This is a genomic window from Paenirhizobium cremeum (assembly GCF_047553425.1).
GTDB lineage: Bacteria > Pseudomonadota > Alphaproteobacteria > Rhizobiales > Rhizobiaceae > Allorhizobium > Allorhizobium cremeum.
In genome coordinates this window covers 2,840,463-2,866,665 of sequence record NZ_CP180217.1, presented here as the reverse complement: position 1 = coordinate 2,866,665, position 26,203 = coordinate 2,840,463, and the positions used below count along the sequence as shown (strand labels likewise).

Sequence of the window (26,203 nt, the reverse complement as noted above, 5' to 3'; positions counted from 1 at the left end):
CTCTCCAGACTGTCACGAAGTGAAATGCGACGATCAGGCCCGCGCGGACGGCGCGGGCCTGATGCTGTGGCACTTACTTCTTGCGCGACCAGTCGGCGACGTTCCAGAGTTCGCTATCCCAGGCATTCATCTTGACGCCCGCGAGCGTCGCATTGACGGCCGAAGGCTGGCCGCGATGGATGAGCGGGATCTGGGCGACGTCGTTGCTCAGCATGTCGTTGAGCTTCTTGGCGATGGCGGCCCGGTCCTCGAGCTTGCCGGTCTTGCCCAGTTCCTTGACGAGGGCGTCATATTCCGGATTGCAGTAGCGGACGATGTTTTCACCCTGCCAGCCGGTCGCCGGGCTCGGGATCTTGTCGCACATCCAGCCGGCCATGTACTTCTCGGGGTCGGTGCCGTCGAAGTTGTTGGTGTACATCTGCACGTCGGCATAGAACTTCTGGAAGGTGTCCGGAGATGCCGGGTCGCCGCCGAAGAAGACGTTTGCCGAGATGTTGCGCAGTTCGACCGAGACGCCGATCTGGGCCCACATGTCCTTGACGAGCGCCTGGGTCGCCTGGCGGACCGAGTTGGTGGAGGTCTGGTAGAGGAAGGAGAGCTTGACGCCGTTCTTCTCGCGAATGCCGTCGGAGCCCATCTTCCAGCCGGCATCGTCGAGCAGCTTGTTGGCCGTATCGAGATCCTGCTTCAAGCACCAGTCGACAGCGGTCGAGACATAGATATCCGGGGCCGGGAGAATGTTGCAGGTCGGCTTGCCGTTGTCGCCGTAGCCGGCTTCGTCGATGATGTCGCGGTCGATGGCGAGCGACAGCGCCTTGCGCACGGCCGGATCGGAAAGAGCCGGATGCGGGCCTGCTTCCTTGGTGGAGCGCTTGTCGCCGAGCGACGGGTCGACGGCATAGGGGTTCACGTCGATGCGCTCGACCTGGGTGCCGAAAGCAACTTCAATCTTGCCCTTGCCGGCCTGCATCATGGCGGCGAGAACTTCGGGTTCGACCTGCATGTTCCAGGCATAGTCGAATTCGCCGGTCTCCAGCACGGAGCGGGCCGCGGAGGCGGCGTCACCACCGCCCTTCAGGGTCACGGAGGCGAAGGCCGGCTTGGCCGGATCGCGATAGTTCGGATTGGCGGTGAAGGTGACGACGTCGTTCGGCTTGAATTCCTTCACGACGAAGGGGCCGGTGCCGATCGGGCCGAAGTTCGCCGAGGTGCATTCCGGGGCCTTGACGCCAAGGCAATCCTTGAACTGCGCCGCCTGGATGATCGGCGACTGGGCGCCGACGAAGGCGCTGTACGGATAGGGCTTCGGCTCGGCGAAGGAGACCTTGATGGTGGAGGCGTCGACGGCCTCGACATTCGAGACGCCTTCATAGTAGGCGGCCTGGGCGCAGCCACCATCCGGCGCGGTGCAGTATTTCCAGGTGAAAATAGCGTCGTCGGCGGTCACCGGGGTGCCGTCGGACCATTTGAGATCGGGCTTTAGCTTCCAGGTGATGCTTTTCAGGTCGGCCGCGACGCCGCCGTTTTCGACGGTCGGGATTTCTGCGGCCAGCATCGGAACGAGCGCGCCGGTTTCGTCATAACGTGCCAGCGGTTCGATGACCATCGAGGCGGCGTAGACTTCCTTGGTGCCGCCGGAGAGGTAAGGATTCATCGTCGATACGGCTTGCCAGAAGATGATCTTCAGGTCGCCGTCCGTGCCTCGCTCGGCCATTGCCGGCGCCGTCGAAAAGGCAACTGCCGCTACCGAAGCCGCCAATGCAATACGAAGTCTGTTCATATGCTTGTTCCCCTATTTTTTTGTTGGAGCTGTATGAAATGTTGATCCGACGGAGAGTTCCCTGCTCTCCGGGACGCCAAGGTCAGCTGCTTTTTATGTTCCTGACCTTGTTCGGTAATTTTGATTCTTCGGCCTCCACTCGATTACTGTTAGCACACCTGACGGTTGTTGCGACCGGTGGGCCTGATCAAAATTTGGGCCATCTAAGCATAGGCCTATTTTGCGTTCAAGGCGGAAAATTGCGACTTGCAAAAGCGCTTTGAGCCAGCGCAGTATGCCTGCAAAAAAATGGGAACCGAAGACAAAACGAGGAAAAACAATGCCCGTGCTCAATCGCGCCAGCGAATTGCAGCAGGAGGTGGCCGGTTGGCGGCGCCACTTGCATGAAAATCCGGAACTGCTGTTCGATGTCTACGACACCTCGGCTTTCGTGGCCGAGAAACTGAAGGAATTCGGCTGCGACACCGTCCAGACGGGTATAGGCCGCACCGGCGTCGTAGGCATCATCAAGGGCAGCCGCGGCGAAGGGCGAGTCATCGGTTTCCGCGCCGACATGGACGCCCTTCCGATCTACGAGACGAGCGGCCGGGAATGGTCGTCCAGGACGCCCGGCAAGATGCATGCCTGCGGCCATGACGGGCATACCGCGATGCTGCTCGGCGCAGCCAAATATCTTGCCGAAACCCGCAATTTCAAAGGCTCCGTCGCCGTGATCTTCCAGCCTGCGGAAGAAGGCGGCGGGGGCGGCCTGGAGATGGTCAACGACGGCATGATGGAGACCTTCGGCATCAGCCAGGTGTTCGGCATGCACAATGCGCCGGGATTGCCGGTCGGCCATTTCGCCACCCGCGACGGGTCGGTGATGGCGGCGGCCGACGAATTCGAGATCATCGTCCACGGGCGCGGAGGCCATGCCGCCCAGCCCCACACGACGATCGATCCCGTGCTCGTCTCTTCCCATGTGGTGATTGCGCTGCAGGCGATCGCCTCGCGCGAGGTGGACCCGCTGAAATCCGTCGTGGTGACGGTTGCGACCGTGCATGGCGGGGAAGCCTCCAACGTGATCGCCAACACCGTCAAGTTGACGGGGACCGTGCGCACCCTGCTGCCGGAAACCCGGGACTACGCGGAAAAGCGTCTCGGCGAGATCGCGCGCGGCATTGCCGCGGGCTTTGGGGCGAGCGTCGACGTGCATTATCGCCGTGGCTATCCGGTGACGTTCAATCATGCCGAGGAGACCGAATTCGCGCTCGGCGTGATGCGCAAGGTGGCCGGCGAAAAGGCCGTCGAAGGCAACATGCCGCCGCTGATGGGGGCGGAGGATTTCTCCTACATGCTCGAGGCACGGCCGGGCGCCTTCGTCTTCATCGGCAATGGCGACAGCGCCAACCTTCACCATTCGGCCTATGATTTCAACGATGAAGCGATCCCCTACGGCATCAGCTACTGGGTTACGCTCGCCGAAAATGCGCTCGCCGCCTGACCTCAGGCGTCGCTCGATTTCGATATCAATCGTCGTGGAACGGAGTGCGCAATGGTGAATGCCACGAATAACGGAAATCCTCAGGCAGGAAATGCCGTCCCCGTCCTTTCCGTGCGGGATCTTACGACATCCTTCAGGGTCGGAGACGAGTGGCGCTCCGTCGTACGCAACATGAGCTTCGATATCGCGCCGAAGGAAACGGTGGCGATCGTCGGCGAATCAGGATCGGGAAAAAGCGTGACGTCGCTTTCGGTCATGCGTTTGCTGCCGAAGAATTCGAGCCGCATCGAGGGCAGTATCCGGCTCAACGGCCGAGAACTGCTGACGCTCGACAGCGAATCCATGCGCAGGGTTCGCGGCAACGATATCTCGATGATCTTCCAGGAGCCGATGACCAGCCTCAATCCGATCTTCCCGATCGGCAAGCAGATTGCCGAGGCGATCACCTGCCATCGCGACGTCTCGGCGGCGGAGGCGAAGGCCGAAGTGCTGCATCTGCTCGAAAAGGTGCGGATACCGAACGCCAAAGGCCGTTTCGACGATTATCCGCACCAGTTTTCCGGCGGCATGCGCCAGCGCGTGATGATCGCCATGGCTCTGGCCTCGAAACCGAAGCTCCTGATTGCCGACGAGCCCACCACCGCGCTCGACGTGACGATCCAGGGGCAGATCCTCGACCTCATCAAGCTGCTGCAGGAAGAGGAGGGCATGTCGGTTCTCTTCATCACCCACGACATGGGCGTCGTGGCGGAGGTCTCCGACCGCACAATCGTGATGTTCCGCGGCGAGGCGGTGGAAACCGGCACGACGGACGACATCTTCAACCGCGGCAAGCATCCCTATACGCGGGCGCTGCTTTCGGCCGTGCCGAAGCTCGGATCGATGGGCGGGCGCGAGCGCCCGATGCGTTTTCCGGTGATCGATATCTCGACCGGGCAGACCACCACGCCGGAAACGGAAGCTGGAGGTGTCGACGAGCGCAAGCGGCCGCTGCTGGAGGTCAAGAACCTGACGACGCGGTTCGATATCCGCTCGGGGCTTCTCGGCCGCAGGAGCGGCGCCGTTCATGCCGTGGAAAACGTCTCCTTCGATCTCAGGGAAGGGGAGACATTGTCTCTCGTCGGGGAATCCGGCTGCGGCAAGTCGACGACCGGGCGTTCGATCACGCGGCTGGTCGAGCCCACGGCAGGGCAGATCTCGCTCGACGGCTACGATGTCGTGCGGCTCGACCGCAGTTCGCTGCGCAAGATGCGGCGAAGCATCCAGATGGTGTTCCAGGACCCCTTCGCCAGCCTCGATCCGCGCATGAGCGTCGGCTCGGCGGTGATGGAGCCTTTCATCGAGCATGGCCTCGGCAGCAAGGCGCAGGCGCGGGAAAAGGCGGCGAGCCTTCTGGAGCGCGTGGGGCTGAAAGCCGACATGATGCGGCGTTATCCGCACGAATTCTCCGGCGGCCAGCGTCAGCGCATCGCGATTGCGCGATCGCTGATGCTCGATCCGAAAGTGATCGTCGCCGACGAAGCCGTGTCGGCCCTCGACGTGTCGATCAAGGCGCAGGTGTGCAATCTCCTGCTCGACCTGCAGCAGAGCTTCAACCTCGCCTATCTCTTCATTTCCCACGACATGGCCGTGGTGGAGCGCGTGTCGCATCGCGTCGCCGTCATGTATCTCGGGGAGATCGTCGAGATCGGGCCACGGCAGGCCGTCTTCGAGAACCCGCAGCATCCCTACACCCGCAAGCTGATGGCGGCGGTGCCGGTGCCGGACCCCGCCCGGCGCAATGTGAAGAGGAACCTTGCGACGGACGAGATCAAGAGCCCTGTCCGGCCCGTCGGTTTCGTTCCGCCACAGCGGCAGTATCGTGAGGTGTCGGCCGGTCATCTCGTGCAGGTCTGATCGCGGCCCGGCTGGCATCCTCCATCAAACTACCGTCATTGTCTGCGGTTAAGGCGATACTACATAGGGCACCGGTGTCGTTCGGCAGGGAGTTGGAATGGACGAGATGGATGGGGATGAGGCCGACCTCGCGGCAGATGGCGGCCGGCGCAAACGCGGCGCTCGCCTGTCCGAAATCCTCGCCTGCCTCGCAGACGATACCAGCCGGGAGCGCATCTCGGTCGCCGATATCTTCCACGCGATGGGCGACCGTGCCTTCGGCGCGCTGATTCTGATCTTTGCGCTGCCGAATGTCATTCCCTCGCCGCCGGGCACCTCGGCGCTGACGGGTGCGCCGCTGGTCTTTCTGTCGGCGCAGCTGATGCTCGGCCAGTCGCCCTGGCTGCCGAAATTGATTGCCAACAGATCCGTCGCGCAGTCGGATTTTTCCGCCATCGCCAGCCGGGTTTCGCCCTGGCTTGCCCGCGGCGAGCGGATGCTGAGGCCGCGGCTCGGCTTCCTCGTCTATCCGCCGGCGGAATATCTGACGGGCTTGCTGTGCCTGATCCTGTCGATCATCCTCATCCTGCCCATACCGCTTGGAAACATCTTTCCGGCGATTGCGATCTGTCTGTTTTCCTTCGGCATCCTCGAACGAGACGGTATCTGCGTGCTGCTCGGCATGGCGATGTTCGTCTTCTCGCTGACGGTGGTGGCCGGGGTGCTGTTTGCTCTCGTCAAGGGGCTGATCCTGCTGCTGACGACGACGCTGTTTTGAAATGGGAAAGCTGTCGGCAACGGTTCTGACGCTTTGCAAAGCGTCACAGGCCGGCCTATCTTCCGTCCGTCGCAATGCCGCTTCAGGGGCCTTTCATGCTGATCTCGCTTTTCCAGATGCAACCCGTCTCCGGCGACATCGCCGAAAATCTCGTCAAGATCGCAAGGGCGGCCGAAGCGGCTTCCGACATGGGAGCCGAGCTTCTGGTGACGCCCGAGCTTTCGACCAGCGGCTATGCGCTGGGGGCGCTGTTCGCCGAAATCGCGGAACCACGGGACGGCGCGCTGATCGATGCGCTTGCCGATATCGCCGAAACGTTCGGACTTGCGATCTGCGCCGGCTTTCCGGAGCGCGAGGACGACGCGGTCTATAATTCCGCGGTCTTGGTCAGGCCCGACGGCACGCGCGAATTCTATCGCAAGGGACATCTATACGGGGATGCGGAACGGGCCGCGTTCACCCCCGGAAACGATGTCCCGCATGTCTTCGACCTTTGCGGCATGAAGACCTCCATGCTGATCTGCTATGACGTGGAATTTCCCGAATATGTGCGCAGCGTGGCGCTCGCAGGCGCCGAACTGGTGCTGGTGCCGACCGCGCTTCCGGCCGGTGTCATCAGCCGCCGCGTGGCGGATACCGTCGTACCGGCCCGCGCTTTCGAGAACGGCGTCTTCCTCGTCTATTCCGATCTCTGCGGTTCGGAGAATTCAGCGGAATATTGCGGCCGCTCGGTGATCGTCGGCCCCGACGGCGATGTGCTTGCGCGCGCCGGCGCACGCGAGGCCCTGCTGGTCGCCGAGGTCGAGCCATCGGCCTATGACGAATGCCGCGAGCAGAATCCGTATCTGGCGGAGCGGCGGTCCGAACTCTACCGACTGTAAAAGCGAGGCACCGCAGTTTCCGCCGGATGCGCGGAATGTCCATCCGATTTTCGGAGTGGGGTGCCGAGGCAGACTTGTGGCCTGCCTTTCTGCTTCCTACATCGGCAGTGGCTTCACGGAGATGTCCATGATTATCGAAGCGGCCCGGCTGGCCATTAACAATCTCTTCGCTCCCGAAACACGCAAGGTCTTCTGGAAGGTGATGGGGCTTACCGTCCTCGTCCTCGTCGGCCTGTGGGTGGCGGTGCGCGAGAGTTTCATCGCCTATGTCATGCCATGGATAGAAGGCTTTCTGCCCGGCATGCCGGGCTGGGCCGGATGGCTCGGCTTCGTGTTCGGCATTTTTGCGAGCATCGGGCTTGCGCTGGCGCTTGCCCTGCTTCTCTCTTCCGTGACTGCGATCATTGCCGGCCTCTTCCTCGACGATGTCGCCGAAGTGATCGAGAAGCAGCACTATCCCGCCGATCCGCCCGGTATCGCCACGCCCTTGAGCGACGCCATCCTGTCGTCGCTGAAATTCTTCGGCGTGGTGGTGCTCGGCAATATCGTGGCGCTGATCCTGCTCTTCGTTCCGGGCGTAAACGTCGTCGCCTTCTTCCTGGTGAATGGCTATCTGCTCGGCCGGGAGTTCTTCGAGTTCGCCGCCATGCGCTTCCGCTCGCCGCAGGAGGCGCGGCTCTTCCGGGCGAAGAATGCCTCAACCGTCTTCGTCGGCGGACTGGTGATTGCAGGCTTTCTCGCCATCCCCATCGTCAACCTGCTGACGCCGCTCTTTGCCGCCTCGATGATGGTGCATCTCCACAAGATGCTGAGCCGCAAGGATGCCGGTTTCCGCCTGTGACGGGGATTTCCGGCGGGGTCATTCCACCGCCCCGATTGTCTGTGGCGGCAGTTCCGCCAGCGGTGCCGGCACGTCGCATGTCTTCTCCGCCGATTTGCAGAGATCGGCGATGACGCAGCGCTCGCATTCCGGACGCCGCGCCTTGCAACAGTAACGCCCGTGCAGGATCAGCCAGTGGTGGGCGTGATAGAGATAGTGCTTCGGGATGACCTTGGTGAGCTTATCTTCCACCTCGTCCGGGGTCTTGCCCGGCGCCAGGCGGATGCGGTTGGCGATGCGGAAGATATGGGTGTCGACGGCGATCGTCGGAATGCCGAAGGCCATTGACATCACGACATTGGCGGTCTTGCGGCCGACGCCGGGCAGGGTGACCAGTTCCTCGCGGGTTTTCGGCACTTCGCCGCCATAGACGTCGACCAGCCGCCGCGAGAGGGCGATGACGTTCTTGGCCTTGTTGCGGTAGAGGCCAATGGTCTTGATGTAGTCGCGGACCCTTTCCTCGCCGAGATCGAGCATCTTCTGTGGCGTATCGGCCACCTTGAAGAGGGCGCGCGTCGCCTTGTTGACGCCGGCATCCGTCGCCTGCGCGGAAAGGGCAACCGCGACGACGAGCGTGAAGGGATTGACGTGTTCAAGCTCCCCCTTCGGCTCCGGCCTTTGAACGGAAAAGCGACGGAAAATCTCCTCCAGTTCGGCGCGGCTATAGGCGCTGCGGGCCGTGGGCGCCTTGCGTCCCGCGACTGCCGGATTTGACTTTTTCAAAGTTTGGGTGCTGGATTTCTTGATCGGACTCGTCATGGACAATCTATAGTCAGGTGGAATGACCGAAGGCAATGTGAACAGCACCGCCGAGCAGCCGATATTTGCTGCCGAACTCATCCCCTATCGCTCGCTCGGCCGGAAGGGGTTTCGCATCCTGCTGGTTCTGACCGGGGCGGCCTGCTGCATTCATGCGGTCTTTTTCACCGTGACCGGCGCCTGGCCGATCGCCTTCTTCTTCGGGCTGGATTTTCTGCTGCTCTACGGCGCCTTCTGGCTTAACTACCGCGCGGCCCGCGCGCGCGAGGAAGTCACGGTTTCGCGCACCAGCCTGTCGATCCGCAAGTACACGCCGTCAGGCCGCGTGACCGAACATCGGTTCAATCCGTTCTGGGCGCGTTTCTTCGTGCGCCGGCATGACGAGATCGGCATCGTTTCCATGCATGTGGTGGGCGAGGGACGACGTACCGACATCGGTTCCTTCCTCAATCCCGACGACCGGGAGAGTTTCGCGCGGGCCTTCAAGGGGGCGCTCGCGACGGTGAAGCGGCGCATCTGATGCGCAAGACCTTATGGCCGCGCAAGAAACGGGTGGTATCCGACCTCCGCCCGTGGTGAAATTCTCCTCAAGATGAGGATTATGCCATGACACTTGCCCAGCAGATCGACCTTTCGAAAATCAGCGACATCACCCCGGCGGGCTCGGATTACGAGACGGTGCGCAAGGTGATCGAGATGCTGTCGCTCGATTATCAGGACCAGCCGTCGCTGGAGACCATCGCGGCAAGGCTCGGCCAGTCGCCGACGCAGTTGCAGAAGACCTTTACCCGCTGGGCGGGGCTTTCCCCGAAGGCTTTCCTGCAGGCCGTGACCCTCGATCACGCCAAGCGGCTGCTCGGCCAGGAAGGCATGCCGCTTCTCGAAACGTCCATCGAGCTCGGGCTTTCCGGTCCAGGCCGCCTGCACGATCTCTTCGTCACGCATGAGGCGATGAGCCCCGGCGAATGGAAAGCGAAGGGCGGCGGGCTGACGATCCGCTACGGTTTTCATTCGTCACCCTTCGGTCAGGCTCTGGTGATGGTGACGGACAGGGGGCTTGCGGGCCTTGCCTTTGCCGATCCGGGCGAGGAGACCGCCTGTTTCGAGGATATGGCGAAGCGTTGGCCGAATGCGAATTTCATTGCCGACAACTCGGCAACGGAACCCTATGCCGGCCGTATTTTCGATCCCGCGCGCTGGTGCGACGACCAGCCGCTGAGGGTGGTTTTGATCGGTACCGACTTTCAGGTCCGGGTGTGGGAAAGCCTGCTGCTGATCCCGCTCGGCAAGGCGGTCACTTATTCCGACATTGCCGCGAGAATCGGCCAGCCGACGGCGAGCCGTGCTGTAGGTGCGGCTGTCGGCCGCAATCCTGTTTCCTTCGTGGTTCCCTGCCACCGGGCGCTCGGCAAGAGCGGCGCGCTCACCGGATATCACTGGGGCCTGACACGCAAGCGCGCCATGCTGGGCTGGGAAGCCGGCCAGCTCGGAAATTGAGCGGAAAACCCCGGACCCATAAATCGATTGAAACGTTATCCCAAGCGTTCTTGACTTTGCCGTCTTCGGCTGGTGATAGTCGGGCACGTTCCGGCCGGGCCGGTCCAACTCAAGGATGACGATCATGACTTCCAAACTCGAACAGCTTCGCTCCATGACGACGGTTGTCGCGGATACCGGCGACATCGAGGCCGTTGCCCGGCTGAAGCCGGTGGATTGCACCACCAACCCGACCATCGTTCTCAAAGCACTGGGAACGGATGCCTTTGCCGACGCCTTCAAGGAGGCGATCGCCTGGGGCAAGGCCAAGGGCGGTTCGAGCGAAGCCGTCACCGCTGCGGTTGCCGACCGTCTGGCGATTTCCGTCGGTGCCGCGCTTGCCGGACTGGTTCCGGGCCGTGTCTCGACCGAAGTCGACGCCGATCTTTCCTTCGACACCAAGGGGTCGATTGCAAAGGCGCATGAAATCATCGCCGGCTACAAGGAACGCGGCATCGAGCGTGACCGCATCCTCATCAAGCTCGCTTCCACCTGGGAAGGCATCCGCGCTGCGGAAGTGCTGCAGAAGGAAGGTATCGACTGCAACCTGACGCTTCTCTTCTCCAAGGCCCAGGCGATTGCCTGCGCCGAGGCGAATGTGTTCCTGATCTCGCCCTTCGTCGGTCGCATTCTCGACTGGTACAAGAAGTCGACGGGCGAAAACTACACTTCGGAAACCGATCCGGGCGTGCTCTCGGTCCGGGCGATCTACAATTACTACAAGGTCAACGGCATCAAGACGATCGTGATGGGCGCCTCCTTCCGCAATGCCGGAGAGATCGAGGCGTTGGCCGGTTGCGACCGCCTGACGATCAGCCCGGCGCTGCTCGACGAACTCGACAAGGATACAGGCCCGCTCGCCCAGGTTCTGTCGGCCGACAAGGTCACGGCGGACCCGCTCGTTACGCTCGACGAGAAGGCCTTCCGCTGGGCGCTCAACGAAGACGCCATGGCGACCGAAAAGCTTGCCGAGGGCATCCGCGCATTCGCCAAGGATCTCGGCACGCTGCGCAGCCAGGTTGCCAAGGCCCTTGCCGCCTGATGGTCGCCGTTTCACCTCCCTGTCTGTCCGGCGGGGAGGTGTTGCTCACCAGTTCATCACGACATTGTCGGGGATGAAGTAGGTTTCCACTCCCTCGATCGTCACCACTGCATTTGCGCCTTCCTTGCGGGAGCGAACCTCCGCGCCATCCTCGCTGGTAAAGCGTCCGGCGCGATAGATCAGCGAGCGGACGACACCATCCGGCGTTTCGATGGCGATTTCGGCGCTGGTGCCACGACGCTGCAGCCCGAAGAGGCAACGGAAGAGCCGTGGATCGCGGCCGAAGCGGCAGTTGAAGGCGCCGGTCCGTTCGTAACCGTTCGCACCCGGCCATGACGGATCGGCGGGGTAGGGCCGATAGGCGCCGTCGGGTTCCACATATTCATCTTCATCGCTCACATAGCGGCCATTGACCCAGCCGCTCAGGCGCGGCCGGTCGTAGGTGGCGATCCGGCACCAGTAGCCGCCTTCGCGTTCCCGGCAACCGAGATTGCGGATCGGCGTTCCTTCCTCCAGCACGCCGATGATGCGGAACGCGGGTCCTGGGCCGGAGCGCACGTTCAGCGTATCGCCGGGGCGCAGGCCCATGACGTGCCAGTAGGAGGCATCGTCAGACGGGTTGGAGTAGAGGTTCGGCGCCGGGATAACCCGAGGTTCTTCTGCGCTGAGCGTTTGCGGGAGCAGGGCGGCGGCAACTGTCAGAAGGACGGTTGCGAAGAAGAGGGACATGGCGCGGCGCATCGCGGAACTCCGTTGATTGCGGCGGACGATAATACAGCGGCGATCTTACTGCCGGATTATCCACGGTGAAGGTAAACGCCACCCTTTTTGCGCGGGCTCTGGGTCGACGATGTTCCTCGAGAGTTGCTGCGACGCAGCAAAAATGCTTGCGATCAAAATAGATTTGATGCAAATCAATATGCATGGATACAAAATTGCGCAGGGAATTCGGATTTCGTCTCGTCGGACTGTCGCGCCGCTGGCGTCAGCACGTGGACGAGGGTGTGGCCGCCGTCGGGCTGAGCGATGCGACATGGTCGCCGCTCTTCCATCTGCACAGGATCGGCGACGGTCTGACGCAGAAGGAGCTTGCTGCGCACATCGGCCTCGACGGATCGAGCCTCGTGCGTCTTCTCGACATTCTCGAGCGGCAGGGGCTGGTGGAGCGCCGCACGGAAGCGGAGGACCGCAGGGCCAGGCGTCTTTACCTCACGCCTTCGGGCACGCAGCGCGTCTCGGCCATTCTGGAGCGCCTGCTGCCCCTGGAAGACGAAATGCTGCGGGATCTTTCCGATGCCGAGATTGCCGTGCTGCTCGGCGCCTTCGAGAAGATCGAGGCCCGCATCCGGGCCGCGCATGAGACCGGGGACACCGAACGATGACGCCGGGGCAGCGCATGGGGAGGCTCGGTTTCGATCTGCCGCGGTTGAATTTCGCGTTCAGGACCGCGGTTGCGGCGTGCCTGGCATTGTTCATCGCATGGCTGCTCGGGCTTGAGCATCCGCAGTGGGCGGCGATGACGGTCTGGGCGGCGGCGCAGCCCACGCGCGGCCAGCTCTTGGAGAAGGGCCTCTTTCGTGCCGTGGGGACAGTGATCGGTGTTGCAGCCGGGGTCGGTCTCGTCGCGGTTTCCGGCGGAGACCCCCGGCCGCTTGTCATCGGCCTCTCTGTCTGGATCGGGCTCTGCGTCGCCGCCGGCAATCTGTTGCGCGGTTATGTCTCCTATGGCGCAATGTTGTCGGGTTATTCGGCATCCATGGTGGCGCTGCTCGATACCGGTCATCCGGATCATGTGCTGTCCCTCGGCGCCGACCGGGCGGCGACCATCATGGTGGGCGTTCTGACCGCGCTGGCGGTCGGTTGGCTTTTGACGCCGGCCGCCGCCGAAAACGAGATGACCGGCCGGATGCGCCGTGTCACGGCGCGGCTGTTGCGCGACCTTGCTATAGCGCTCAGGGGTGGGAACATCACGACGCTCGGCGATGAGCAGCGGGCTCTGCTCGCCGAAATGGCGGCCATAGACGAGGTTCTCGATCCCCATGGCGCGGGGTCGTTCCGCTCGCGTCAGGCGGTTCGCGCCATGCGCACGGTGCTTTCGGTGCAGATATCGCTGCTGCTGGCCGGTCGTCGGGCCGGTCATGGCCGAGACGGAGGCATCGCCGATCTGCTCGACGAGGCCGCGGCCGGTTTCGAGGCGGGCAATGGTTCCGACGGTCCGCTGGCCCGCATCGACGCGGCGGCCGCACTTGCTGGCCGCGGCACTGATCTCGGGGACGCGCTGCAAACGCTGGGCGAGGCCATTCGCGCCCATCGCGTGGCCCTCGGCCAGCATGTGGAAAAGGCTGTACATGCGGGCCATGCCAGCCATCCGGTGGTATTGCACCGCGACTGGATCGGGGCGCGTCAGGCATCGATACGGGCAACGCTCTGCATGCTGCTGGTCGGGCTCCTGTGGGTCGTGACGGGTTGGGAGGCCGCGCCCTTCCTTCTGCTCGGCCTGTCGATCATGACGACGATCTTCTCGACTTTCGACAATCCCGCTCACATGATGCGATTCGTGCTGCTCGGACAGGTCTTCGGCGCGTTTGGGGCGCTTGCCTGCCGGTTCCTCGTCTGGCCGTTTGCCGGTAGCGAACTTCAGGTGGTGCTGCTGACGATGCCGTTCATCCTGGGGGCTTCGCTGTTCTTCTCCCATCGGCGCACGCTTCCCACCGCATTCGACTATGCCATGGTGTCGCTGCTGCTCCTGCACCCGACCTATCCGTTGACGGGGGACTTTTCCTCGATGCTGTCGGGCGCGATTGCCGTCGTGCTGGCCCCGGTCGTGGCGCTCGTTGCCTACAGGCTGATCTTCCCGCTCAACGCCGGAAAGCGTCTCGAAGCGCTCATTGTCATGATGGTGCACGAGCTGCAGGACATGGCGCGGGCGGAGGATGCCTCTCAGCACCGCCTGACCTGGCGGGGGCGTCTCTATCACCGTCTCTTCCGGATGATCCGGTTTGCCGAGCGCAGTGGCGACACGCATCGCGATGTCACCGATGGCGGGCTTGCTGTCCTGTCGGTCGGCTATTCGATCCTCTCCCTGCAGGATCTCGTCCGTTCAGGCGCCTTGTCCGATGGCGCGGAACGGGCCGCCAAGGCAGCACTAGAGCGATTGAAGAGGGTGAGCTCGGAGCCGGAAAAAGCCGCTGCCGCGCTGGCGCGTGCCGGTGGAAGGCTTTCCACGGCGCACCCGCGCGAAAGCGCTTCCGTTGCGGGAGCCGCCGAGGCGCTTCGGGCGAACGTCGCCTTCATGAAGCGGGCCGGGTAGGCCGAAAGAGAGAGGGGCGTTGCAAAAGCCACACTGCCGCCGACCGCAAGTTTCAGGCTCCAGTGAAGCGCAAAGCATCTCCCCGTCATGCCGGACTTGATCCGGCATCCAGCGATCCGACGTCCGTCGGGTCAAAAGACTCTTCCAGCCCAAGGACTTGGGCTGGCTGGATGCCTGTGACGAGCACAGGCATGACAGTGTGGAAAGGCCCGTACACCGTCGGGCGCAAACGCGCGGATTTGCCGGTCGTCTGACGGCGCGTTCGATACCGCGCCGTTGACTGCTGTTCAATGCGCGATCATGACGTGGCGGACTGCGGTGTAGTCCTCCAGCGCGTAGACCGACATGTCCTTGCCGTAGCCGGACTGCTTCAGGCCGCCATGGGGCATTTCATTGCACAGCATGAAGTGGGTGTTGATCCAGGTGCAGCCGTAGCGCAGGCGGGCTGCGGTCTTCATGGCGCGGGAAATGTCCTTGGTCCAGACGGAGGAGGCAAGGCCGTAGTCGCTGTCGTTCGCCCAGGCGATGGCATCCTCTGTTTCGGAGAAGCGGGTGACGGACACGACCGGGCCGAAGACCTCGCGGCGGACGATCTCGTCGTCCTGCAGGGCGCCGGCGATGACGGTGGGGGTGTAGAAAAAGCCCTTGTCGCCCGAGACCTTGCCGCCGGTGACGACTTCCATGTGCTTGTGCTCGGCGGCGCGGGTGACGAAGCTTTCCACGCGGTCGCGCTGGCGCTTCGAGATGAGCGGGCCGATCTCGTTTTCGGTGTCGTCGGCCTGGTTGAACTTCAGGGTCGAGACCGCGGAGGCGAGGTCGGCGACGAAATTGTCATAGACCTTGTCGGCGGCATAGATGCGGCAGGCGGCGGTGCAGTCCTGACCGGCATTGTAATAACCGAAGGTGCGGATGGCGGAGACGACGGCGTCGATGTCGGCATCGTCGTAGACGATGACCGGCGCCTTGCCGCCGAGTTCGAGATGGGTTCGCTTGACGGTCTTCGACGCAGCCGCCAGCACCTTCTTGCCGGTGGCGATGTCGCCGGTGATCGACACCATGCCGATCTTCGGGTGGTTGATGAGCGCGTTTCCGACGCTCTCGCCGCGGCCGAGCACGACGTTGACCACGCCTTCCGGCAGGATGTCGGCGAGAAGCTTCGCCATCTTGAGGGCTGTGAGCGGCGTCTGTTCGGAGGGCTTGAAGACCACGGTATTGCCGCCGGCGATTGCCGGTGCGAGCTTCCAGGCCATCATCATCAGAGGGTAGTTCCATGGCGCGATCGAGCCGACGATGCCGACCGGATCGCGGCGGATCATCGAGGTGAAGCCCGGCAGGTATTCGCCGGCGACCGGGGCATGCAGCGAGCGGATGGCGCCGGCGAAGAAACGCCAGCAATCGACGATGGCGGGGATTTCATCGTTCTTCACGGCATTGATCGGCTTGCCGCAATTGAGGCTCTCCAGCGCGGCGAAACCGTCGGCATCCTTCTCGATGGCGTCGGCGATTGCCAAGAGGTAGGCAGAACGCTGGCCGGGCGTGGTGGCGGCCCAGTCTTCGAAGGCTTTTTCAGCAGCGTCGACAGCGGCGTCGATCTGGCCGAGAGAGGCTTCGGGCAGGTCGAGGATCACTTCCCCGGTCTTGGGGTTGAGGATCTTTTCCTCGGTTTCCGTGCCGGCTTCGAATTTCGCGCCGATCAGCATTTGCGTGTCCATTTCGGTTCTCCCTCAGTCTTGAATGGTTGTTATTTCCCACTGCCGGCAACGCTGTCGGTATCGCGGGTGAGATAATAGGCGCCGAGGATCGGCAGGAAGGTGACGATCACCACGAGCATGGCGACGACGTTGGTCACCGGGCGCTGGCGCGGACGGATCAGTTCTTCCAGCATCCAGATCGGCAGGGTGGATTGCTGCCCGCCGGTAAAGGTCGTGACGATGACCTCGTCGAAGGACAGGGCGAATGCCAGCATGCCGCCCGCAAGAAGTGCCGTCGCGATGTTCGGCAGGACCACGTAACGGAAAGTCTGGAAACCGTCGGCGCCAAGGTCCATCGAGGCCTCGATCAGCGAGCCGGAGGTGCGGCGGAAGCGGGCGACGGCATTGTTGTAGACGACAACCACACAGAAGGTGCCGTGGCCGAGAACGATCGTCCACATCGAATAGGGTATCTCGGCAATCGAGAAGGCCGAGCGCAGCGCGATGCCGGTGATGATGCCGGGAAGCGCGATCGGCAGGATGACGAGCAGCGAGATCGCTTCCCGGCCGAAGAAGGCGGTTCGGGCGACGGCTGCGGCGGCCAGCGTGCCGAGCACCAGCGCAATGGCGGTGGCGATCGCGGCGACCTTGAGCGAGAGCGTCAGCGCTTCCCAGACATCGGGGCGGTTCCAGGCGACGGCGAACCATTGGGTCGTAAAGCCCGGCGGGGGCCACTGGAAGCTCTTTTCCTCCGTCGTGAAGGCGTAGACGAAGATCAGGAGGATCGGCAGGTGCAGGAAGGCAAGGCCGCCTGCGGCTGCAAGCTTCAGCGGCCATCCGGCGTCATTGTTTCTGTCAGAGCGCATCGAAGGCTCCCATGCGTTTGGCAATCCAGAGATAGATGCCCATGATGACGATCGGCACGACCGAGAAGGCGGCGGCGAGCGGCACGTTGCCGGCCGTGCCCTGCTGGGTGTAGACCGCCTGGCCGATGAAGAGGCGCGAGGAACCCACGATCTGGGGGATGATGTAGTCGCCGAGCGTCAGCGAGAAGGTGAAGATCGAGCCGGCGATGATGCCCGGCAGGGCGAGCGGCAAGAGCACATGGCGGAATGTCTGTTTCGGTTTCGCGCCGAGATCGGCGGAGGCCTCGATCAGATTGCCGGGCACGCGTTCCAGCGCTGCCTGGGTCGGCAGGATCATATAGGGCAGCCAGACATAGACGAAGACGATGAAGGTGCCGATATAGCTGATCGAAAGCGAATTGCCGCCGATGATGGGTAAAGCGAGCACGCCGTCGAGAAGCCAGGACAGGTGAAGCTTGGCGAAGGCCCAGGTGAGGATGCCCTCCTTGGCGAGGATCAGCTTCCAGGCATAAACCTTGACGAGATAGCTCGACCACAAAGGCAGCATGACGCCGATATAGAAGAAGGCCTTCCATTTTCCCTTCGCGTAGCGCGCCGCGTAATAGGCAATCGGAAAGGCGAGGATTGCCGAGGCGAGCGTGACGGCGATCGCCATCAGCAGGGTGCGCAGGATGATGTCGAAATTCGACGGAATGAGAAGCTGCTCATAGGTCGCGAGCGTGAACTCGTAGTTAATCATCCCGGAGAATTCGTCGATCGCGAAGAAGCTCTGCAGGAGGAGCGCGATCAGCGAGCCGACATAGATGATGCCAAGCCAGAGTAGCGGCGGCACCAGCATCAGTGCGAGCAGCAGCGCGGGATGCCGCCAGAAGAGATCGGACAGGCGACGCAGCGGCCCGTTTCGGACCGGCAGGATGGAGGTGGCGACGAGATCGCTCATGCCGCGTCGTCCATGTAATGCAGGTCGGCGGGTTTCCAGGCGATTTCGGTATTATCGCCGATCGCCGGAACGGGCTCGCCCGCGGGCACCATGACATTCAGCGAGATGTGGTCGAGCGTGACCGCGATGCGGGTTGCAGCACCGAGGAAGCTGTGGGACTTGACCACCGCGGGCAATCCGCTGCCGGAGACGACGCGGACTGCCTCCGGGCGCAGGCTCGCCCATCTTTCCTCGCCGCCCAGCCTTCTCGTCTCCGCGGGAGAAAGAATGTTGGAAGAGCCGACGAAATCCGCGACGAAGCGCGTCTTGGGGCGATTGTAAATCTCTTCCGGCGTGCCGGCCTGGACGATCCTACCCTCGTTGAAGACGGCGACGCGGTCAGCCATGGAGAGCGCTTCACCCTGGTCGTGGGTGACGAAGATGAAGGTGATGCCGAGGGATCGCTGCAGGGTCTTCAGCTCTTCCTGCATGCGTTCGCGAAGCTTGAGGTCGAGCGCACCGAGCGGCTCGTCGAGCAGCAGCACCTTGGGCTTGTTGACCAGTGCGCGGGCGAGCGCCACGCGCTGGCGCTGGCCGCCGGAGAGCTGGCCGGGCTTGCGGGCGCCGTAGCCGGGGAGCTTGACGAGGTCGAGCGCCTGTTCGGCCATCTGCAGCCGTTCGGATTTCTCCACCCCTTTCACCATAAGCCCGTAGGCGACGTTGTCGAGGATATTGAGATGCGGAAAGAGGGCGTAATCCTGAAAGACCGTGTTGACGTTGCGGCGATAGGGCGGGACGCCTTCCGCCGTTTCGCCGAAGATCTCGATATGGCCGGAGGTAGGTTGCTCGAAGCCGGCAATCAGGCGCAGGCAGGTCGTCTTGCCAGAACCGGACGGGCCGAGCATGGCAAAGAACTCGCCGGGCGCGATCACGAGATCGACGCCGTCGACGGCTTTGACGGTGCCGAAATGGCGCGACACCTGCGAGAATTCAACGGCTGCGGTCATGGGTACTCCGAATGATTTTGATTGGCCTCGGCCTGTCGACCTCTTCTCCCCATCGGGGAGAAGTGCCGAGCGCATGCGAGGCGATGAGGGGGCGGCAGGCTCGGCCCCCTCATCCGCCCTTCGGGCACCTTCTCCCCGATGGGGAGAAGGGGATTTTTAGCGGCCGCCGATCACGCCGATATAGTCGGACACCCAGCGGTGATAGGGCACGCACTCGCCCTGGCTTTCGCACTTCGAGGTCGGCGTCTTCCAGAACTTGATCTTGTCGAAGTCGTTGTAGCCGTTGGTGGCGCAGCCTTCGTCGGTCAGCAGTTCATTGCCCTTGCAGGCGGCGCCGACGGAGGGGTTTGCACCGAACCAGGCGGAGACGTCGCCCTGCACCTTGGGCGAGAGCGAATGCTCCATCCACATGTAGGCGCAGTTCGGGTGTTCGCTATCGACATGCAGCATGGTGGTGTCGGCCCAGCCGGTAACGCCCTCTTCGGGGAAGGTGGAGGCGATCTTGGCGCCTTCCGACTTCATCAGGTTGACCTGGAAAGGCCACGAACCGGAGGCGACGACGCCCTCGTTCTTGAAGTCGTCGATCTGGATCATGGCGTCGTGCCAGTAGCGGCCGACGAGCTGGCGCTGGCCGCGCAGCAAATCGAGAGCCGCCTTGTACTGGTCCTCGTTCAGCTCGTAGGGGTCCTTGATGCCGAGTTCGGGCTTGTGCTTCATCAGGTAGAGAGCGGCGTCGGCGACGTAGATCGGGCCGTCATAGGCCTGCACGCGGCCCTTGTTGGACTTTCCGTCGGGAAGGGTCATTTCCTCGAAGACGACCTTCCAGCTCGTCGGCGCCTGATCCTTGAAGGCTTCGGTATTGTACATCAACACGTTCGGACCCCAGACATAGGGAACGCCGTAATGCACGCCGTTTACCGTGTGCCAGGCGGCGTTCTGCAGATGCTCGTCGACGGTCTTCCAGGAGGGGATGAGGTCGGTGTTGATCGGCTGGACGCGTTTTCCCGCGACGAGGCGGAGAGAGGCGTCGCCCGACGCCGTCACGAGGTCGAAGCCGCCTTCGTTCATCAGCGCGACCATTTCATCCGAGGTCGCGGCCGTCTTGACGGTTACCTTGCAGCCGGTGTCGGCCTCGAACTTGGTGACCCAGTCGTAATTCTTGTCGGTTTCGCCGCGCTCGATGTAACCGGCCCAGGCGACGATGGAGAGCGCACCTTCGCCCTTGCCGAGTTCCTTCAGGGGCTCCTGGGCGACGGAAGCAGTGGCAAAGCTGAAGACGGCCGTGATGGCCGTGCAGGACTGCAAAAATTTCTTCATGGCAATTTCTCCCGGTTCGGGGCCGCCTTATCGCGGCGTTTGTTCCCGAATAGAAAGGTGACGCGAAATCGCCGCATTCGCAAATTCATTTGTCAGAAAGCCGTTATCGGTTTTTCCGAATGGTCGGGGACAGGCATCCCTCCCCAACCCCTCTCCACAAGAGGGAGGGGCTTTTCCGCGCATGCGGCGGCAGATTTGCGGCAGAACGGTCCCAAGGGTGCTCTCCCCCTTGTGGGGGAGATGGCCGTTAGGCCAGAGCGGATTCCACCAAGATATGAGATTACCGTCCCCGACCGCTTCTGAGCGCCTCGGCGATGCCGACGAAGTCGCGGGCGGCCTGGGGCAGGCTCGAGCCCTTGCGCCAGACCATGCCGACCTGGACGACGGGGAGCGCGCCGGAGACGTCGCGGCTTTCGATGCGGTCGCCTTCTAGCGACCAGGGGCGGTAGACAAGGTCGGGAAGCAGGGCGACGCCGGCGCCTGTTGCGACGAGGCTGCGGACCGCTTCCACGGAGCGGGTCCGGAAGGCGACATGCGGGCGGGCGCCGAGCGCCGAGAGCAGCTTTCCGGTGTTCTCCTCGATTTCGTCGACTGTCAGCATGATGAGCGGTTCGCGGGCGATATCGGCAACCGAGATGATGTCGGCCGAGACGAGCGGATGGCCCATGGGCAGCCAGAGGCGGTAGGGCGAGGTCTCCAGGATTTCCGCCTGCAGCGCCATGCGGTCGCGCAGGTTGGAAATGACCATCACCGCGACATCCAGTTCGCCACCGATCAGCAGGTGCTCGAGATAGGAGCCGTTGTCCTCGATTGCCGAGACCTCGACGCCGGGGCAGGCGCGGCGATAGCGCGCTAAGAGGTCGGACAGCACGTAGCCGGCAACCAGCGAGGTGACGCCGATATTGAGCGTGCCGCCGGTATTCTCCTGGGTTTCCGAAAAGGCGTTGCGGGCATCCGAGACCGTGGCGAGAATTTTCGTCGCATGGCGCAGGAACTGATGGCCGTTATGGGTGATCGACAGGCCGCGCGGATGACGTTCGAACAGTTCCACGCCAAGATCGCCCTCCAGTTCCTTGATCGCTTCGGTGATCGAGGATTGGGAAATGGAGAGGTTCTGGGCGGCGCGCGTCACCGAGCCCTGTTCGGCAACGGCGATGAAATACTGCAATTGGCGAAGGGTGAAGGCCATGGCCGTTTAGACCACGCTGCGCGAAGCGCCGCAAGCGCGCCGGCAAACCATCATTCCCGCAAGGCAGCCTTGCAAAGATGCAGCTTTGCAAATGTCAGGATGTCGATAATATGACAGCCTCTCCTATTGCGCTCCCTGCGCCTTTCCCGACTGCTGTAACGATGAAATCCACGCCGCTCGGCTATCTTTTTGCCTTTACGGCCTTCACCGTTTTCGCCGTACAGGACGGGATCTCGAAGCATCTCGGCGAAAGTTATTCGCCCGTCGTGGTGGCGGTGGTGCGGTATTGGGCCTTCGCCGCCTTTGCCCTGTTTCTCGCCTTCCGTGCCAAAGGGGGGCTCAGGGCCGCGGTCAGGACGAAGCGGCCCGTCCTGCAGATCATGCGTGGTCTGCTCCTCGGCGGACAGATCCTCATATCGGTTGCCGCCTTTCACTATGCGGGGCTTGCCCAGTCCCAGGCGCTCTTCGCATCGGCGCCGATCTTTGTCGCGCTGCTTTCGGTGCCGCTGCTCGGGGAGAAGGTGGGATGGCGACGCTGGACTGCCATCGGCGTCGGTCTCTGCGGCGTGCTGCTGATCCTGTCGCCCGGGCCGGGCGGTTTCAACGAATATGTCATCCTGCCGCTGATGTGCGCGCTTTTCGGCGCGGTCTACGGCATCCTCACCCGGCTCGTCAGCCGGGTGGACCAGCCGGTGACCAGCTTCTTTTACATGTGCATGGTGGGCTATGTCGGCGCCAATGCCATGGCGCCGGCCTTCTTCACGCCAATCGCGGCGAAGGACTGGGGCTGGATGCTGGCGTTGTGTTGCACGGGCATCGTCGGGCATTTCTCGCTCATCAAGGCCTATGACAATCTAAGCGCCGTCGTGCTGCAGCCGATCGCCTATTGGCAGCTGGTGCTCGGCTCTGCCATTGCCGTCGTTGTGTTCGGTGAAACACTCCGGTTCAACATGGTTCTCGGTTCGCTGATCGTCGTCGGCGCCGGGATCTTTACCGTCTGGCGGGAGCAGGTTGTGGCCCGCAGAAGGGCCGCGGAGGCATCGGCCGGAGAGTGATCTCAATTCCGCCGGCAGGGTCATGCTTGGAACGGCCATTTTTGGTCTTACGTCCAATTTTACTGAAGCCATTGTTGACCTCTTCCTAACGTTACTCAAAAACGGAGCGTAAGATTCTGTTTATATATTCGAAGTTGTTGATTTAATGCGCCCTCTTTCCAGCGCGGATTAACGCTTCGGGGGAGGCCGTACGTGAAATCCGCCCGTCATCTCCGGCTTTGCCGGCTGTCTTCAACGAGCGTGCTGGCTCTGTCGCTTGCCTGTGGTTTTTCGGCGGTCGCGCATGCGGATTCGGTCTATTGGTCCGGTGCGGCGGGCAATAACGACTGGTTCGACAACGGCAACTGGGTCTGGGATGCGCATGCGCCGGTCGCGGGCGATACCGCGCAGATCGACGGCACGGGCGTTCTCATCGACGGTGCGGGCGGTTATGCCGGAAACCTCCTCGTCGGTATCAGTTCCACGGCTAACCTGACCGTTCAGGACGATCTGACGACAACGTCCGTGTCGCTCGGCTGGAATGCCGGTTCCCAGGGAACGATTACGGTCACGGGCAGCGGCAACGTCTGGAACAATTCCTCTTCGATCACTGTCGGCAATGACGGAACGGGCTTCATCAATATTCTGGACGGGGCGGAGGTCGCTTCAGGTTCGTTCTATATCGGCGGAGGCCCCACCGGCACGGGAACCGTCACCCTTCAGGACAATTCCAAGCTCTTCGCCACCGGGGATCTTTATGTCGGCTATGGCGGCGATCCCGTGGATGGCGCGGACGGGCATCTCTATATCTATTCCGGCTCGGATGCGACGAGCGTGAATGGCGTTATCGCGGATGGCCTGAATACCACGGGTGCCGTGCTCGTGGATGGCGTGGGGTCAACCTGGAACAATGTCTCCCTCCTGATGGTGGGCGGCGGTGGAGTGGGTACGCTCGACATCGTCAATGGCGGTTATGTTCACAGCGGCAGCGCCACCATCGCCAATCTGGCGACAGCCTCCGGCAGCACCGTCACCGTGGACGGCGTGGGCAGCGAGTGGTCGATCGACACGTCGCTCGTCGTTGGCGGCAGCACCGAGGGACATCTCGATATCACGAATGGCGGCGTCGTTGGAGCGTCGACGGCCGCGCTTGGTTATGCGAGCGGCGGAAACGGTCATGTCTCGGTGGCCGGCGCGAACAGTTCGTGGACGGTCACGAACGATCTTTACGTCGGGCTGGACGGGACGGGCGATGTGTCCATCGAAGCTTCCGGACTTGTGGAAGCCGGAGCCGTTTATCTCGGTTACGCGAGCGCTGCCGTTGGCGCCATTACCGTCGACGATGCCGTCCTGAACGTCACCGATCGCATCGGCGTCGGCTATGACGGCACCGGCACGTTGACCGTTCGTGACGGCGGCACGGTACATTCGGATGGCGCCATCCTCGGCTGGAACGCGACGGGCCAGGGCACCGCCTCGGTGAGCGGAACCGGCAGCCGCTGGGAAAACACGGATACGCTCTATGTCGGCAATCTCGGCGACGGTTTCCTGACGATTGCCGCCGGTGGCGTCGTCACCAGCACGGACGGTTATGTCGGCACTGAAAACGGCTCCGACAGCGAGGCGACGGTGACGGGCGCGGGTTCGTCCTGGGAGATGAGCGGCGCGTTCCTCGTCGGCCACAATACCGGTTCGCAAGGCGCGGTGACCGTTTCCGCCGGCGGCTCCATCAGTGCGCTTCAGGGCATTCTGGGCGATCTTGCCGGTTCGGTCGGTACGATGACGGTTACGGGAGCGGGCTCGACATGGTCCGCACTCGTCGATTCCTCCGTGCTCTATTCGGGCGATCTGAATGTCGGCCGCTTCGGGACGGGTTATCTGACCGTCAGCGATGGCGGTTCCGTTATCGGCAATCGCCTGCATATCGGTAATGAAGCCGGCTCCTCCGGCACCGTTGTCGTATCGGGCGCCGGCTCGAATCTTACGATCGCAGGGCGGCTTTCGGTCGGTATCGAGGGGGATGGTGTGCTGACCGTGTCGGATGGCGCGACCGTCAGTGCGGACCGGATCGTGATCGCGGACGACGCGGCATCGAGCGGCACAATCAATATCGGCGCCGCAAGGGGGCAGTCCGCCTCCGCTGCCGGCACGATCGATAGCGCGACCGTGGTCTTCGGCGACGGTGACGGCGAAATCGTCTTCAATCACACCGGCAGCAGCTATGTCTTCGCCTCCGATGTGGAGGGCACGGGAACCTTGTCCTTCCTCTCCGGCCTGACACTGCTGACCGGCGACTATTCCGCTTTCACCGGAGACCTGAGCATCGAGGGCGGTCTGGTTTCGGTGAATACCTCGACGCTGACGGCCGTCGCCAACGTTCTCTCGGGTGCTACGCTCGGCGGTTCCGGCACGCTCGGCAACGTGGCTGTCGCAAGCGGCGCTACGGTCGCGCCCGGCAATTCGATCGGCACGCTGACGGTTGCCAATATCAGCTTCGCCTCGGGCTCCATCTATTCCGTCGAGATAGACAATACCGGCCGCAGCGACCTTCTGCATGCGACGGGCACGGCCACGATCAGTTCCGGCGCCAGTGTCTACTTCGGTCCGGAAAATGGAACGGACGACGGCAGTACCTATTCTGTCGGCACGGTCTATACGATCCTGACGGCAGATGGCGGGGTGTCCGGCACCTTCGGCTCGATCTCGGACGGCTTCGTCTTCCTCGACGGCACGCTGGTCTACGATGCCAACAACATCTACCTGACGCTGTCGCGCAACAATACGAGCTTTGCGAGTCTTGGGCAGACCCGCAACCAGATCGCCGTCGGTACAGCGCTCGACAGCATGGCGAGCGGCGATCCGGTGCAGAGCGTCGTGGCGGGCCTCGGTGAAAGCGCCGTCCGCCCGGCCTATGATGCGCTGTCGGGCGAAATCCATGCTTCCGCCAAGGGCATGCTGGTCGATGACAGCCGCTTTGTCCGCGACGGCCTGAACGCCCGGCTTCTTGCCGGCGAGACAACGGGAGAGCGCGGTTTCTGGATGTCCTCCTTCGGCTCCTGGGCAAGGGCGGATGGTGACGGCAATGCCGCCTCTCTCGAACACAATACCGGGGGCTTACTCGGCGGGGCAGACACCGTGTTGCTCGATGACTGGCGTCTCGGTCTTGCCGGCGGCTACAGCCGGACCAGCTTCGATGTGGATGGTCGCAATTCGTCGGGAACGTCGGACAATTACTCCTTGGGCGTCTATGGCGGCCGGTCGCTCGGCGCGTTCGATCTGAGGTTCGGCGGGGCCTATACCTGGCACCGGATCTCGACCGACCGCTCCGTCGACATCGGCAGCTTCAGCGAGGATCTCGATGCCGATTACAATGCTTCGACCGCACAGTTCTTCGGCGAGGCAAGCTACGGCATCGACACGGGCATCGGCCATTTCTCGCCGTTTGCGGGCCTTGCGCATGTGCTGCTGCACACGGATGACATGTCCGAGACGGGCGGCGATGCGGCGCTTTCCGCGGCCGGCGACGACTACGCCATGACCTATTCGACGCTTGGTCTCAGGGCTTCAACCCCGATTGAACTCGGCGGCACCACCATCGGCCTGCAGGCCATGGTCGGCTGGCGCCATGCGTTCGGCGATGCGACGCCGACCTCGGAACACGCCTTTGCGACGGGCGATGCCTTTACCGTCGCCGGTACGCCGATTGCGCGCGATGTCGCGGTCTTCGAGGCCGGCCTTTCCGTTTCGCTGTCCAAGACGGCGACCTTCGGAGTTTCCTATGCCGGCCAGGCCGGCGGCGGCGATTGGGAACAGCAGCTCAAGGGCCGCTTCGACGTTCGGTTCTGACGAGGCCGAT

Annotated in this window: 21 protein-coding genes; 12 read left to right on the top strand and 9 right to left on the bottom strand. The window is 62.9% G+C overall.

The window, feature by feature from the left end:
- Window positions 1-73: 73 nt before the first annotated feature.
- The gene (locus ACLBKR_RS14090) at window positions 74-1,780 is read right to left on the bottom strand and encodes a peptide ABC transporter substrate-binding protein (RefSeq protein ID WP_112829327.1); all 1,707 of its coding nucleotides are present in this window, start codon (window positions 1,778-1,780) and stop codon (window positions 74-76) included.
- Window positions 1,781-2,099: 319 nt separating this feature from the next.
- Between ACLBKR_RS14090 and ACLBKR_RS14085 the strand changes: the two genes are divergently transcribed.
- The 5 genes from ACLBKR_RS14085 to ACLBKR_RS14065 all read left to right on the top strand — a co-directional run bounded on the left by ACLBKR_RS14085 (window position 2,100) and on the right by ACLBKR_RS14065 (window position 7,638).
- Entirely contained in the window at window positions 2,100-3,263 is a 1,164-nt protein-coding gene (locus tag ACLBKR_RS14085; protein WP_113340805.1) for a M20 aminoacylase family protein, read from the top strand.
- A 51-nt stretch (window positions 3,264-3,314) separates the two neighbouring features.
- The gene (locus tag ACLBKR_RS14080) at window positions 3,315-5,159 is read left to right on the top strand and encodes an ABC transporter ATP-binding protein (protein WP_113340804.1); all 1,845 of its coding nucleotides are present in this window, start codon (window positions 3,315-3,317) and stop codon (window positions 5,157-5,159) included.
- Window positions 5,160-5,256: 97 nt separating this feature from the next.
- On the top strand, window positions 5,257-5,916 hold the full coding sequence (locus ACLBKR_RS14075) for an exopolysaccharide biosynthesis protein (RefSeq protein ID WP_113447701.1): 660 nt from the start codon (window positions 5,257-5,259) through the stop codon (window positions 5,914-5,916).
- 95 nt (window positions 5,917-6,011) lie between these two features.
- The gene (locus tag ACLBKR_RS14070; RefSeq protein ID WP_113447832.1) at window positions 6,012-6,797 is read left to right on the top strand and encodes a carbon-nitrogen hydrolase family protein; all 786 of its coding nucleotides are present in this window, start codon (window positions 6,012-6,014) and stop codon (window positions 6,795-6,797) included.
- 127 nt (window positions 6,798-6,924) lie between these two features.
- On the top strand, window positions 6,925-7,638 hold the full coding sequence (locus ACLBKR_RS14065; protein ID WP_113447700.1) for a sulfate transporter family protein: 714 nt from the start codon (window positions 6,925-6,927) through the stop codon (window positions 7,636-7,638).
- 18 nt (window positions 7,639-7,656) lie between these two features.
- On the opposite strand, the gene nth is transcribed toward ACLBKR_RS14065, so the two are convergent.
- Window positions 7,657-8,436 carry an endonuclease III gene (gene nth / locus ACLBKR_RS14060; protein ID WP_113447699.1) on the bottom strand — a complete coding sequence of 260 codons (780 nt, stop codon included), beginning with the start codon at window positions 8,434-8,436 and terminating at the stop codon, window positions 7,657-7,659.
- Between the two features lie 22 nt (window positions 8,437-8,458).
- On the opposite strand from nth, the gene ACLBKR_RS14055 reads away from it, so the two are divergent.
- The 3 genes from ACLBKR_RS14055 to tal all read left to right on the top strand — a co-directional run bounded on the left by ACLBKR_RS14055 (window position 8,459) and on the right by tal (window position 11,014).
- Complete coding sequence (locus ACLBKR_RS14055; protein ID WP_162757864.1) at window positions 8,459-8,956, top strand: DUF2244 domain-containing protein; 498 nt, start codon at window positions 8,459-8,461, stop codon at window positions 8,954-8,956.
- An 86-nt stretch (window positions 8,957-9,042) separates the two neighbouring features.
- Window positions 9,043-9,933, top strand: a complete 891-nt coding sequence (locus tag ACLBKR_RS14050) for a bifunctional helix-turn-helix domain-containing protein/methylated-DNA--[protein]-cysteine S-methyltransferase (protein ID WP_113447698.1) — start codon at window positions 9,043-9,045, stop codon at window positions 9,931-9,933.
- Window positions 9,934-10,057: 124 nt separating this feature from the next.
- Entirely contained in the window at window positions 10,058-11,014 is a 957-nt protein-coding gene (gene tal, locus ACLBKR_RS14045; RefSeq protein WP_112829333.1) for a transaldolase, read from the top strand.
- A 45-nt stretch (window positions 11,015-11,059) separates the two neighbouring features.
- On the opposite strand, the gene ACLBKR_RS14040 is transcribed toward tal, so the two are convergent.
- Entirely contained in the window at window positions 11,060-11,755 is a 696-nt protein-coding gene (locus ACLBKR_RS14040; RefSeq protein ID WP_113447697.1) for an SH3 domain-containing protein, read from the bottom strand.
- Between the two features lie 182 nt (window positions 11,756-11,937).
- Between ACLBKR_RS14040 and ACLBKR_RS14035 the strand changes: the two genes are divergently transcribed.
- The gene (locus ACLBKR_RS14035; protein WP_113447696.1) at window positions 11,938-12,396 is read left to right on the top strand and encodes a MarR family transcriptional regulator; all 459 of its coding nucleotides are present in this window, start codon (window positions 11,938-11,940) and stop codon (window positions 12,394-12,396) included.
- Window positions 12,393-14,324, top strand: a complete 1,932-nt coding sequence (locus ACLBKR_RS14030; protein WP_113447695.1) for an FUSC family protein — start codon at window positions 12,393-12,395, stop codon at window positions 14,322-14,324. Before ACLBKR_RS14035 ends, ACLBKR_RS14030 begins: the two co-directional genes overlap by 4 nt.
- 287 nt (window positions 14,325-14,611) lie before the next feature.
- Here the strand turns inward: ACLBKR_RS14030 and ACLBKR_RS14025 are convergent, their stop codons facing one another.
- The 6 genes from ACLBKR_RS14025 to ACLBKR_RS14000 all read right to left on the bottom strand — a co-directional run bounded on the left by ACLBKR_RS14025 (window position 14,612) and on the right by ACLBKR_RS14000 (window position 21,313).
- Window positions 14,612-16,036 carry a gamma-aminobutyraldehyde dehydrogenase gene (locus tag ACLBKR_RS14025; protein ID WP_113340799.1) on the bottom strand — a complete coding sequence of 475 codons (1,425 nt, stop codon included), beginning with the start codon at window positions 16,034-16,036 and terminating at the stop codon, window positions 14,612-14,614.
- 29 nt (window positions 16,037-16,065) lie between these two features.
- Window positions 16,066-16,881 (bottom strand): ABC transporter permease, encoded by an 816-nt coding sequence (locus ACLBKR_RS14020; RefSeq protein WP_112829338.1) that lies wholly within the window; start codon window positions 16,879-16,881, stop codon window positions 16,066-16,068.
- Entirely contained in the window at window positions 16,871-17,821 is a 951-nt protein-coding gene (locus ACLBKR_RS14015) for an ABC transporter permease (protein WP_113447694.1), read from the bottom strand. The genes ACLBKR_RS14020 and ACLBKR_RS14015 overlap by 11 nt, the downstream gene beginning before the upstream one ends.
- Window positions 17,818-18,807: an ABC transporter ATP-binding protein gene (locus tag ACLBKR_RS14010; RefSeq protein WP_113447693.1), complete on the bottom strand. Its 990-nt coding sequence runs from the start codon at window positions 18,805-18,807 to the stop codon at window positions 17,818-17,820. The genes ACLBKR_RS14015 and ACLBKR_RS14010 overlap by 4 nt, the downstream gene beginning before the upstream one ends.
- 156 nt (window positions 18,808-18,963) lie before the next feature.
- A complete protein-coding gene (locus tag ACLBKR_RS14005; RefSeq protein WP_112829341.1) occupies window positions 18,964-20,124 on the bottom strand; it encodes an ABC transporter substrate-binding protein in 1,161 nt (386 codons plus the stop codon).
- Window positions 20,125-20,404: 280 nt separating this feature from the next.
- Window positions 20,405-21,313 (bottom strand): LysR family transcriptional regulator, encoded by a 909-nt coding sequence (locus tag ACLBKR_RS14000; RefSeq protein ID WP_112829342.1) that lies wholly within the window; start codon window positions 21,311-21,313, stop codon window positions 20,405-20,407.
- Between the two features lie 110 nt (window positions 21,314-21,423).
- Here ACLBKR_RS14000 and ACLBKR_RS13995 point away from each other — a divergent pair, with 110 nt between their 5' ends.
- Together ACLBKR_RS13995 and ACLBKR_RS13990 are read left to right on the top strand one after the other, a co-directional pair.
- Window positions 21,424-22,368 carry a DMT family transporter gene (locus ACLBKR_RS13995; protein WP_414899442.1) on the top strand — a complete coding sequence of 315 codons (945 nt, stop codon included), beginning with the start codon at window positions 21,424-21,426 and terminating at the stop codon, window positions 22,366-22,368.
- A 192-nt stretch (window positions 22,369-22,560) separates the two neighbouring features.
- On the top strand, window positions 22,561-26,193 hold the full coding sequence (locus ACLBKR_RS13990) for an autotransporter domain-containing protein (protein WP_113447692.1): 3,633 nt from the start codon (window positions 22,561-22,563) through the stop codon (window positions 26,191-26,193).
- Window positions 26,194-26,203: the final 10 nt, after the last annotated feature.